The sequence below is a fragment of the Luteibaculum oceani genome (genome assembly GCF_007995015.1).
Classification (GTDB): domain Bacteria; phylum Bacteroidota; class Bacteroidia; order Flavobacteriales_D; family Luteibaculaceae; genus Luteibaculum; species Luteibaculum oceani.
Genome location: NZ_VORB01000003.1, coordinates 24,911 through 37,511 on the forward strand (window position 1 = coordinate 24,911; position 12,601 = coordinate 37,511).

The following is a 12,601-nucleotide window of genomic DNA, read 5'->3' on the forward strand; positions in this document are numbered from 1 at the left end:
GAAAACACGGCACTTCCAGGAACTTTGCTATATGCAAGTTCAAGGAAAATATCGACTTATTCTGTTACTGTTCGCGGTGTTTTTTTTAGCCTGCGAAAAAGAGCAGTTCCAAGACGATATTGCCAAGACTTCTACAAACTTTGAAACGGCTCCTGTTCCAGCTCCAATAAATTGCCCCGCCGAGGAGAATGCAGATAAAAACGCCGATCAGTACAGCGAAGAGTCAAGCGCTGTCTATAAAAACAAAGGCAATACTTCTAAAATAGCTATCGATCTAGATTTCGATGGTAAAAACGACCTTGAAATTCAGCTCGTTTCATATTTCTTAGAAGGTAGAGCTAATAACGAAACCTTGAGAATTACCTATCTAAACAAAAGCTGGGAAGGCGTTTATGAGGTGCACAAAGAGGAAATTAAATACTGTAATAATCCAAAGTCAATAAAGGGTTCTGTTAGCTACAAGTCCAAACAACAAAATTTTGAGTGCAGTGGAACACCAGGTGCCGAAATCCAGAAAAAGGCCTATTTAAAGCGCCTGGATGATTTATCCGATAGAAACCTACCCACTGCAGGTAATATTCAAATTTTAGCACAAACGTTTACAGAAACCACAGATAAAGGCAGATATGTAAAATCCTACCATAGTGGTCCCTGGATTCAAAATTCTGGGAAACTACTATTTAAAAATACACAGGGTGACTATGCCTTTGTGGCTCTTTGTGTTCCCCTATATACTGAGTTCGTTAACGGAATCAATTATTACCACATCAATCATTTCCAGATTTTAAACCATGGTTTGATTTCCGCTGATAAAGGTGGTATTTAGAACTCATTTCTTTAAAGCGGGCCACATCTTCGTTCCACATGGCGCTAATTTCTTTAGCTGATTTACCTTCTTCTATGGCTTTTTGCAAATAGTCTACGCCAGCCAATTTCACGAAAAAATTGTTGAAGAAATTTCCACTTTTACTTTGGTAAGCCTCTAATAACCAATTTAAATTCAGTCCTTTTAAATCACTGGCAGGATAATTCCTGAGATCAACCCCGTAACATTTTCTTCCCTTAAATTTTGGCGATTTTGCTCCAAACATAGGTTCTGGAGTGAAAGAAAAATTGTAGCCCTTAAAATGAGGTGCTCCAAAAACCTGAAAAGGAAAAGTAGTACCACGCCCTACAGAGACATTGGTTCCCTCGAAAAAACACAAATGTGGGTACAGCAATATGGATTTATCATTTGGTAAGTTTGGTGATGGAGGAACTGGCAGAGAATAGTGCTGTCCAACCTTGTAATTACCACAAGGAATTACCGTAATTGGAGCTACTAATTGGTCTCCTAGCCACCCTTCGCCATTTATCATTAGTCCATACTCCCCAATAGTCAATCCATGCAATACAGGTACGGGGTGCATTCCCACAAAACTTTTATGTTTCAAATCTAAAACGGGCCCATCGATTATATGACCGTTGGGATTTGGTCTATCCAATACAATTAACTCGGTATTGGTTTTCGCACAGGCTAGCATTATATAATGTAAAGATGAGATGTAAGTGTAGAACCTAGCCCCAACATCCTGAATATCGAAAACAATTATATCTACATCTTCTAAATCATTGGCATTGGGCTCCTTCCCTGATCCATACAGAGATATTACAGGTAATCCAGAAATAGGATCTACCCCATCCTTAACTTTTGCCCCAGCATCCTCTTTTCCATAGATACCGTGTTCTAAGGCAAATATTTTTTGAAGCTTAACCTCGTTAGCCGCTAAATAGGTTAATAAATGAGTTTCTCCAATCTTGCTCGTTGGGTTTACAACTACTGCAACTCGCTTATCCTTTAATAGAGGGAGGTAGCGATAACCCGCTTCTGCACCAACCGTTATTTGCCCTAGCAGAAAGTTCGTTAAAGACAGGAATAAGCAGGTGGTAAATGCTACCTTTAACCCCAAATTAAAAGGGGTACGCAGAAAATGAATCCTGTAATTTTTATTGCCAAACGATTTCATAACTCCAAAGGAAAAAATTTAAGGTACTCCAAACCAATAATTAAAATTGCAACCGCCGGGGTAAGTGTTGGAATTCTAGTAATGCTATTAAGCATAGCCATCGCCTCGGGATTTAAGGGTGAAATTAGCAACAATATTGCAGCAGCTAATGCACACTTTAAAATAATTCCGTTGGGATTTACCGATGATCCCGAAATTTTGCTCAACCCGTCCCCTGCTCTTCGAACCCAAATTGAACAACTACCCCTGGTAAAATCACAAACGGGAATTATGTATCAACCCGTGTTATTGGAAAAGGACGGTAATATCTATGGTTTGTTGTGCAAAGGGGCTGAAAAGGAAATTCCGGAAGCATTTCAACAACGATTTTTAAAGGAAGGGAAATTTCCAGATGGGGATAGGAAAAATCAAATAACGATTTCCAAAAAAATTGCTTCCCAGTTAAATGCCAAGGTTGGTGACCCCGTTAATGTTTATATCACCAACCAGGGTAAAAACATAAAAAAGAGAAAGCTACTGGTTTCTGGAGTTTTTGCCACAGGCGTACCAGGAATCGATGAAGAAATAGCGTATACCCCCATCAAGCTTCTTCAAGAAATCAATCAAAAAGCACCTAGAATATCGGTGCAGCAAAATAACGATGGTTCTCTTACCTTAAATGCAAACAATGAAGACAGGAAAGCACTAAAGGTTTGGAAAAATGGTAAGGAAATCGCCCCTAAGAGCATTAAGGTTCTGGATTTAGATACCATCTCAGCTGTTTTAAAAGGTGAACTAATTAATGACTCGCTAATAATCGTTGCTCGAAGAGACTATCCAGAAATAATTTTTGATGCAACTCCAGAATATCAACTTTTTCAGGGATTAGAAATCTACGTTGAAGATTTCAGCAACCTCACCAGTCTGCAACCCGAACTGGAAAAAATAGCTCCCTTTAATACTGAACTAGTTAATATTCAGCAGGATTTCCCCGAAATATTTAATTGGTTAAATCTGATAAATACCAATGTGATAGTACTATTAATTATAATGGCCACGGTATCTCTAGTTAACATGGCCTCTGCCTTGTTGGTTATGATTATTGAGAAAACCACCGGAATAGCATTGCTAAAAACTATGGGGGCTCCCAATAAAATGATTCGCAAGGTATTTTTATACATCGCAGGATCCATTCTTATAAGAGGTCTCTTTTGGGGAAATCTGATTTTTGGATCATTCTATTTCCTGCAGAAAGAATTTAAATTTCTTACCCTAAACGAAGAGCAATATTACGTTTCGTACGTCCCACTCGACATAGAAGCATGGGAATGGGTTACAACTAACCTCACTACCCTCGTATTCTGCCTTATTGTTCTAATTTTGCCAACGATTTTAATTTCAAGAATATATCCAGCGAAAGCTTTAAGATTCGATTAGTATGCAAATAGCCAACAACATATTAGAAACCATTGGTAACACTCCACTGGTAAAACTGAATAAAATTACCTCTGCTATTCCGGCAACCGTTTTAGCCAAGGTGGAAACCTTTAATCCAGGAAACTCCATTAAGGACAGAATGGCTCTTAAAATGATTGAGGAAGCTGAAAAATCTGGAGAACTTAAACCTGGTGGAACTATTATCGAAGGTACCAGTGGTAATACAGGTATGGGTTTAGCCATTGCAGCTGTAATTAAAGGTTACAAGTGCATTTTTACATCCACGGATAAACAATCGAAAGAAAAATTCGATGCGCTAAGAGCTTTGGGTGCAGAAGTAATTGTTTGTCCAACCGATGTTGATCCTGAAGACCCTAGATCATACTACTCTGTTTCTTCTCGTTTGGCTAAAGAAGTGCCAAATGCATGGAAACCAAACCAGTATGACAATCTAGCCAACTCACAAGCTCATTACGAAAGTACAGGACCAGAAATTTGGGAACAAACCGAAGGGAAAATTACGCACCTGGTTGTCGGTGTTGGAACGGGTGGAACCATCTGTGGTACTGGAAAATACTTGAAAGAGAAAAATCCAAACATTAAACTTATTGGTATAGACAGCTACGGTTCGATATTTAAAAAATATCACGAAACCGGCGTGTTTGATAAAAGCGAAATCTACCCCTACGTTACCGAAGGAATTGGAGAGGATTTTCTTCCAAAAAATGTTGATTTTTCATTAATCGACCATTTTGAAAAAGTAACGGATAAAGACGCTGCACTTTATACAAGAAAAATTGCCTTGGATGAAGGAATTTTTGTTGGAAACTCAGCTGGTGCTGCTATTGCAGGGTTACTGCAAGTAAAAGATATGTTTAAACCGGATGATGTTGTAGTGGTAATTTTCCACGATCACGGAATCCGATATATGGGTAAAATGTTCAATCCTGCCTGGATGCAAAAAATGGGTTACCTACCTACCGAAGGACTTACCGCTGCGGATCTAATTCAAGCAAATCTGCTTCAAAAGGTGGTTACCATTGACAGCCAAACCAGCATTTCTGAAACGAGTAAGATTCTTATTGAAAACGACTTCTCTCAAATTCCAGTTTCTAGAGATGAAAGGATTGTTGGAACCATTTCTGAAGATCAGCTTTTCGAAATAATTACAACCACTCCAGAGAAAAAAGAAGAAGCCATTGAGGATTACATCCTACCTGCATTGCCTTTTGTGGATCCAACCGCATCGGTTTCGGATATAAACGAAATGTTAAAGGAAAATAAGCATGGAGTTTTGGTTAGAGATTTCAAAACCCAAATCACATACATCATTACCAAACACGACGTAATAAAGGCTACGGCTTAAATTATGCGTATTGTTTCTCTGGTTCCGAGCTTAACGGAATACTTATTTGATTTAGGATTGGATGCAGAAGTTATTGGTATCACCAAGTTCTGCATCCATCCAGAGAAATGGTTTAGAACTAAAGAAAGAGTTGGAGGTACAAAAACGGCGAACCTCGACAAAATTTTAAAGCTTAAGCCCGATCTTATTGTTGCCAATAAGGAGGAAAACACCAAAGAAGACATCCTTTTTCTTCAAGAGCATTTCGAGGTAATCCTTACCGATATAAACAACCAAGAAGATTTAATTCCCGAATTAAAAAAGTTGGCTATTGCCGTAAATAAAGAGGAAGCGGCTAAAAAGGTAGTAGCAGAAATAACGGCTAGCCTAAATGAAATCTCCCCACTTGCTGAACCCAAAAAAACGGTATATCTAATTTGGAATGACCCCATTATGGCGGTTGGAAAGCAGACTTTTATTCATAGCATGCTAGAGCTGGTAAATCTGCGCAATGGAGTTCACGAGGTAGTTTCAGATCCACGTTATCCCAGCTTAACGAGTTCCGATTTACAAAAAATAAACCCGGAATTGTTAATCTTATCTTCCGAACCATACCCCTTTAAAGAAAAGCATTTACTACATTTCCGAAAGCTATTACCAACAACCCAAGTTGTTATTGCCGACGGTGAAATGTTTTCGTGGTACGGCAGTAGACTGAAATATTTTAACGCACATTGGAGAGCCCTAAAATCCACTCTGTAACAAAAATTCTTTTTGCCCTTTTTGTAGGCTTGGCGCTTTCGTTGCGCGTTGCGGCTCAGCAAAATGAAAAAATTGCAATTGTTTTAAGTGGTGGAGGTGCAAGTGCATATGCTCACATAGGCTTCTTAAAGGCATTAGAAGAAAAGGGAGTCCCCATTCACTCCATTACTGGAGTCTCTATGGGCGCCATTATCGGTGGATTATATGCGTCGGGATACAGCCCCTCGGACATTGAACAACTTCTTACCTCTGAAACTTTTATCAAAGAAATATCTGGACTCAATGAAAATGCCTACCGCAATCTTTTTAAAGATCAGTTAACCGATGCCAGTTGGATTAACCTTAAAATAAACCCTGAAGGTCAAATTGGCAAAAACCTTCCTACCCACCTTTTCGATCCACTTTATTTAGATTTAATTCTTTTGGAGCATACGGTAAGGGCTAATGCTGCCGCAAACTGCGATTTTGATAGCCTTCTTGTCCCATTCCGATGTGTGGCCTCAGATGTTGAGAATAAACAGGACATTGTTTTTTCCTCCGGTTATTTAAACCGCGCAATTAGAACTTCGAGTACCTACCCCTTTTATGTACGTCCTATTGTATACCAAGACAAACTTTTATTCGATGGTGGTTTGTACAACAATTTCCCAACCAATGTGGCTATTGATAGCTTCGACCCAGATATAATCATTGGTTGTAACGTATCCTACAACTATACAAGTCCAGAAAAAGACGACCTAATATCGCAGGTTAAAAACATGTTGGTTTCAAAATCTGACTACAGTCTTAGAGGAAAAAAAGGAATAATAATTACCCCAGAAGACGATATTGAAACTTTCGATTTTGACCGTGCTAAAGAAGCAATTGTTAGTGGATACGAGGCAACGATAAATGCCATAGATAGCATAAGAAACATTACCCAACAGGTTGATCCATACCAAGAGGAACGCAGAGCAAAATTCAGGAAAAAACTAGCGTCACTTAAAATCGAAAAACTAGAAAGCACGGGAATTACGGATCAGCAACAGCGATATATTTCTAAGGCCTTAGTAAGAAAAAAGGGGGACTTTGAAATCGAAGGAATTAAGGAGAATTACCTAGCACTTATATCCGACCCATTTATTCAATATGTTTTTCCCGATGCCTATTTCAATGAGGAAAGCAATAAATACACCCTAAAGCTGGAGATAGACCTAGAAAAGTCTTTAGAGGCTTCTTTTGGTGGGAATATCAGTAATAAATCCATTAACACCGGTTTTGTATCTCTGGCCTGGAAAAATTTAAGTTATGCAGGCTTAATTGTGTCGGCCAATTCCTATTTCGGAAAGTATTACTCCTCAGTAAATGCAGATATCCGATTAATTAAAGAAGGTCGATTTCCACTTTCCATCCGTCCTTATGTTACTTTTAACCGCTGGGATTACTTTAGAAGCAGAACCTCATTTTTCGAGGATGTTAAACCTGCATTTGTTATAGAAAACGAGCAGTTTACCGGTTTAGAAGTAAGCACGCCAACTAGCAAAACGTCCTACATTTTCTCCGATATTAGGTATGTAAAAAGCTCTCCCAATTATTATTTGGAGTCAAATTTCAGCAATGCCGACACCAGTGATCAAACCATATTTAATGCTGGATCTTATAGACTGGGCTGGGAGTTTAACACATTAGACCAAAAGCAATATGCTACAGCTGGTAAATCCATTAGATTAAACTTGGCTTTTACGGAAGGAAGGGAGTCGTATATACCCGGATCTACCTCGCCAGTAGAAGGATTTTTAAACAAATACAAAAGGTGGGCAGAGATAAGATTTTCCTACAAACAATTTATCCCGTTATCGGAACAACTCATTTTTTACCCCATGATAGACGGAAGAATATCTTCCTTGTACTCCTTTAGTAATTTCAGAGCATCGGAAATATTTTTACCGCAGTACAACCCACTAACGGAAAGTGCAACTCTTTTTCTGCCTCAGTTTAGAAGTGTAAATAACCTAGGGCTTGGCGCCGGTTTAGTTTTTAAACTTACCGACCGCCTTGGTCTGCGCACGCAGCACCACTTATTTTTACCTTTTAATACCAATGAGCAAACAGAGGGTAAGTTAACGGAGTTTGGTGGTACGCTTTCTAAACGATATTACGTTGCGGGCGGAGCGGCAGTGTATCAGACTCCATTGGGTCCCTTAGCTGCCAACATTAACTACTTTGAAGGCAATAGGAAGCCTTGGAGCTTTATGATCAATTTTGGGTATATCCTGTTTAATCAGAGAGGTCTATAAAAACAGAAAGGCCGATGTTTAAAAAAACATCGACCCTTCCTCACTTGTGTGTTTGGCACCTGTGATCTTAAATATTATGCCTCCGTAGTTGGTCCTCCAAAATTCATAGGTGGAAATCCGCCTTCGTTACTAGAGAAGTTAGATCCGCCCCCATTTTCATCTATAGGTCCAAAATTAGACTCAAATTTTCTAACGTTATCAGCCAAGGCATTTAACAAGCGCTTAGCATGAAAAGGTGTAAGTAAGATGCGAGATTTTACTTTTGCTTTCGGTACACCTGGCATTACCCTAACGTAATCGATAACAAATTCCGAATTACTATGGGTAATAATTGCCAAGTTAGAATAGGTACCTTCTGCCACCTCCTCGCTTAACTCAATGTTCAGCTGATTCTGATTTTTATTCTTTTCGTCTGCCATAAAACAACAGCTTAGATTAAAGGCTCCCGAAGGAGCCTTTAAATTTATTATTCAGCGCTTTCTTCAGCTTTAATAGCTACCAAACGCTCGTATTCTTCTTTCGATCCAACAATGTGCTTTCCGAATGATCTAGATCCCGTACCTGCAGGAATTAAGTGTCCTACAATTACGTTTTCTTTCAATCCAAGCAGTTTGTCTTCTTTAGCATTAACCGCTGCCTCGTTAAGTACTTTGGTAGTTTCCTGGAACGAAGCCGCAGACATGAAGCTTTCTGTTTGAAGCGATGCTCTGGTGATACCTTGAAGAATTGGAGTTGCCGTTGCTGGAACTGCATCTCTTGCTTCAACTGGTTTCATATCCTTACGCTTAAGCAGAGAGTTCTCGTCTCTTAACTTTCGTGCCGAAACTATTTGTCCACGTCTTAACTTGGTAGAGTCTCCTGGATCGGTAACAATCTTCTTACCAAAAATCCAATCGTTCTCCTCCATGAATTCGATACGGTTAACCCCTTGCTTTTCTAGGAATTTGGTGTCTCCTGGATCGTCGATTTCTACTTTACGCATCATTTGACGAACGATAACCTCAAAGTGCTTATCGTTAATCTTCACACCCTGTAAACGGTATACTTCCTGAACCTCATTTACCAAGTACTCCTGTACTGCGGTAGGTCCTTTAATTGCAAGTATATCGGCAGGAGTTGTTGCTCCATCAGATAATGGCATTCCAGCTTTTACAAAGTCATTCTCCTGAATAAGAATGTGCTTAGATAATGAAACTAAGTACTTCTTCTTCTGACCAGATTTTGCTTCAATGATTACCTCACGGTTACCGCGCTTAATTTTTCCAAAGCTTACAAATCCATCTATTTCGGAAACTACAGCTGGGTTCGATGGATTTCTTGCCTCGAATAACTCAGTTACCCTTGGAAGACCCCCAGTAATATCCCCAGTTTTACCAGATACACGTGGAATCTTAGCAAGAATTTGACCTGGAATTACCTTTTCGTTTTTATCAACAGAAATGTGAGCTCCTACCGGTACAGAGTAAGATTTAATAACATCCTTCTCTTTACCTTTTACAAGGTTAATAGCAGGGTTCTTTTTCTTATCTCTAGATTCGGTAATTACCTTCTCTTTAAATCCTGTTTGCTCATCCACCTCTTCACGGTAAGTAATACCTTCTTCCATGTGAACGAACTGGATAGTTCCCTCAACTTCAGATACGATTACCGCGTTATAGGGATCCCACTTACAGATTACATCGCCTTTCGATATCTTCTTACCAGATTTAACGAATAGCTCAGCTCCATAAGGAATGTTGTTATTAGAAAGAATAATACCGGTTTTCTCATCGATTACTTTAACCTCAGCCGAACGACCGATTACAATAACCTTATCATCACCGTCTTTCTCTTTCTTGGTAACTGTTCTAAGTTCTTCTATTTCTAGAATACCGTTATGCTTAGCCTTTAATTCAGACTCATCAGCTACGTTAGATGCAGTACCCCCTACGTGGAATGTACGAAGCGTAAGCTGTGTACCTGGTTCCCCAATAGATTGCGCAGCGATAACTCCAACTGCCTCTCCATTTTGAACCTTTCTTCCAGTTGCAAGGTTTCTTCCGTAACACTTAGAACAAACTCCTCTCTTACTCTCACAAGTAAGTACCGATCTAATTTCTACCTCAGTAATTCCTGCTTCCTCGATTGCTTGACCAACGATTTCGTTTATTTCTTCACCATTTTCAATAATCAACTCTCCAGTCTCTGGGTGGTATACATCGTGTACGGAAGTTCTACCTAAAATTCTATCGTATAGTGACTCAACTATTTCTTCGTTCTTACGAAGTGGTTGAGCAACTAGACCTCTTAGTGTACCACAATCCTCTTCTTCGATAATAACGTCTTGAGCAACATCAACAAGTCTTCTGGTTAGATAACCCGCATCTGCCGTTTTAAGAGCCGTATCCGCAAGACCTTTACGAGCACCGTGAGTAGAGATAAAGTACTCAAGAATCGAAAGACCTTCTTTAAAGTTCGAAAGAATCGGGTTCTCAATAATCTCTTGTCCGGTAGCTCCAGATTTTTGTGGCTTGGCCATAAGACCACGCATACCAGATAGCTGACGAATTTGCTCCTTAGATCCACGTGCACCAGAATCGTACATCATGTATACTGAGTTGAACCCTTGTCTATCCTGCTCTAAACGCGTCATCAATGTGTGCGTTAACTTAGAGTTGGTATGTGTCCAGATATCAATAATCTGGTTATAACGCTCGTTGTTGGTAATAAGACCCATGTTATAGTTCATGAGTACTTCCTGTACCTGCTCATTTGCTTTGTCAACAAGCTCTACTTTTTCCTTAGGGATGATTACATCTGAAAGGTTGAACGATAATCCACCTCTAAATGCACTCATAAATCCAAGCTCCTTAATATCATCTAGGAATTTCGCTGTTTTAGCAATTCCCACCTGCTTAAGTACAGATCCAATGATATCTCTTAATGCCTTTTTGGTAAGTAGCTGGTTTACAAATCCAACCTCTTCTGGCACTACTTGGTTGAAAATAACTCTACCAACTGTAGTTTCGATTAGCTCGGTTACTTCATTTCCTTCTTCAGTTTTAGAAGTTCTACGAAGCTTAATTTCAGCATGTAGATTTACTTGCTTCTCGTTAAGGGCAATAACTACCTCCTCTGGGCTATAGAAAATTTTCCCCTCACCTTTAACCGGTTCTTCTTTGGTGGACTTCTTACCTTTTGTGATGTAGTAAAGTCCAAGAACCATATCCTGAGATGGTACTGCAATTGGAGCACCGTTAGCAGGGTTAAGGATGTTGTGTGAAGCAAGCATAAGCAGCTGTGCTTCTAAAATTGCGGCATTACCAAGTGGTAAGTGAACCGCCATCTGGTCACCATCGAAATCCGCGTTAAATGCAGAACATACTAATGGGTGCAGTTGTATTGCTTTTCCTTCGATTAGCTTTGGCTGGAAGGCTTGAATACCTAATCTGTGTAGCGTTGGTGCACGGTTAAGTAGTACAGGGTGTCCTTTAAGTACATTCTCAAGAATATCCCAAACTACTGGTTCCTTGCGGTCTACAATCTTTTTAGCAGACTTCACGGTTTTAACAATACCACGCTCTATCATCTTACGGATGATGAATGGCTTGAATAATTCAGCTGCCATGTTTTTAGGCAGACCACATTCGTGAAGTTTTAGATTCGGTCCTACAACGATAACTGAACGTGCAGAATAATCAACACGCTTACCAAGTAAGTTCTGACGGAAACGTCCTTGCTTACCTTTAAGAGAATCTGAAAGTGATTTTAACGGACGATTAGATTCCGTTTTAACAGCACTAGATTTTCTAGAGTTATCGAAAAGTGAATCCACAGCTTCCTGAAGCATTCTTTTCTCATTTCTAAGAATTACATCCGGAGCTTTAATTTCGATTAGTCTTTTAAGACGGTTGTTACGGATAATAACACGACGGTAAAGGTCATTTAAATCCGAAGTAGCAAATCTACCACCATCAAGAGGTACAAGAGGTCTTAGTTCTGGTGGAATCACTGGAACCACCTTCACTACCATCCACTCAGGATTATTCTCTACTCTTCTATTCGCCTCACGGAAGGCCTCTACAACTTGAAGACGTTTAAGTGCCTCGTTTTTACGCTGCTGAGAAGTTTCGGTATTTGCTTTATGTCTTAAATCGTAAGATACTTCATCAAGATCGATACGCTTAAGCATTTCTTCCAATGCCTCCGCACCCATTTTAGCAATGAACTTGTTCGGATCATTGTCATCCAGGTGATGGTTATCTTTTGGAAGTGTTTCTAAGGTATCTAGATATTCTTCCTCTGTAAGGAAGTCTAGGAATTGAAGTGGCTCTCCTTCTTTGTTCTTAGTTGGACCTGGATTAATTACCACATATCTCTCGTAGTAAATAACTTGATCCAATTTCTTAGATGGTAAACCTAAAAGGTATCCTATCTTGTTTGGCAATGAACGGAAATACCAAATGTGCGCAACAGGAACAACTAAAGAAATGTGTCCCATGCGTTCGCGACGAACTTTCTTCTCGGTAACTTCTACACCACAACGGTCACAGACGATACCTTTATATCTAATACGCTTATATTTTCCACAGTGACATTCGTAGTCCTTTACTGGACCAAAAATACGTTCACAGAAAAGACCATCTCTTTCCGGCTTATAAGTACGGTAATTGATGGTTTCGGGCTTTAAAACTTCCCCGTGAGATTGCTTCAGGATTTGCTCTGGCGAAGCCAAGCTAATCGTGATTTTCTCAAAGGAACTTGAAACTTTAGATTCTTTACGGAAAGCCATATTTAAATCAATAATATTTAAAGGT

The 12,601-nt window shown here is 39.5% G+C and carries 8 protein-coding genes; 5 read left to right on the top strand and 3 right to left on the bottom strand.

Features of this window, described 5'->3' with window-relative positions:
• Positions 1-31 precede the first annotated feature (31 nt).
• The gene (locus FRX97_RS03575; RefSeq protein ID WP_147013489.1) at positions 32-826 is read left to right on the top strand and encodes a hypothetical protein; all 795 of its coding nucleotides are present in this window, start codon (positions 32-34) and stop codon (positions 824-826) included.
• Here the strand turns inward: FRX97_RS03575 and FRX97_RS03580 are convergent.
• Positions 768-2,006 carry an exo-beta-N-acetylmuramidase NamZ family protein gene (locus FRX97_RS03580; RefSeq protein WP_147013491.1) on the bottom strand — a complete coding sequence of 413 codons (1,239 nt, stop codon included), beginning with the start codon at positions 2,004-2,006 and terminating at the stop codon, positions 768-770. The two genes, FRX97_RS03575 and FRX97_RS03580, sit on opposite strands and share 59 nt — an antisense overlap.
• Between FRX97_RS03580 and FRX97_RS03585 the strand changes: the two genes are divergently transcribed.
• From FRX97_RS03585 to FRX97_RS03600, 4 genes are read left to right on the top strand one after another with little or no spacing between them, the layout of a single operon-like run.
• The gene (locus FRX97_RS03585) at positions 1,971-3,422 is read left to right on the top strand and encodes an ABC transporter permease (RefSeq protein WP_147013493.1); all 1,452 of its coding nucleotides are present in this window, start codon (positions 1,971-1,973) and stop codon (positions 3,420-3,422) included. The genes FRX97_RS03580 and FRX97_RS03585 overlap by 36 nt on opposite strands.
• A 1-nt stretch (position 3,423) precedes the next feature.
• Positions 3,424-4,788, top strand: a complete 1,365-nt coding sequence (locus FRX97_RS03590; protein WP_147013495.1) for a pyridoxal-phosphate dependent enzyme — start codon at positions 3,424-3,426, stop codon at positions 4,786-4,788.
• Positions 4,789-4,791: 3 nt separating this feature from the next.
• Positions 4,792-5,529 (top strand): ABC transporter substrate-binding protein, encoded by a 738-nt coding sequence (locus tag FRX97_RS03595; protein ID WP_147013497.1) that lies wholly within the window; start codon positions 4,792-4,794, stop codon positions 5,527-5,529.
• Positions 5,502-7,805 (top strand): patatin-like phospholipase family protein, encoded by a 2,304-nt coding sequence (locus FRX97_RS03600; protein WP_147013499.1) that lies wholly within the window; start codon positions 5,502-5,504, stop codon positions 7,803-7,805. The genes FRX97_RS03595 and FRX97_RS03600 overlap by 28 nt, the downstream gene beginning before the upstream one ends.
• Positions 7,806-7,879: 74 nt before the next feature.
• Here FRX97_RS03600 and FRX97_RS03605 read toward each other — a convergent pair whose 3' ends face one another.
• Together FRX97_RS03605 and rpoC are read right to left on the bottom strand one after the other, a co-directional pair.
• A complete protein-coding gene (locus FRX97_RS03605; RefSeq protein WP_147013501.1) occupies positions 7,880-8,224 on the bottom strand; it encodes a DUF3467 domain-containing protein in 345 nt (114 codons plus the stop codon).
• 47 nt (positions 8,225-8,271) lie between these two features.
• Positions 8,272-12,576 (bottom strand): DNA-directed RNA polymerase subunit beta', encoded by a 4,305-nt coding sequence (gene rpoC, locus FRX97_RS03610; protein WP_147013503.1) that lies wholly within the window; start codon positions 12,574-12,576, stop codon positions 8,272-8,274.
• Positions 12,577-12,601 lie beyond the last annotated feature (25 nt).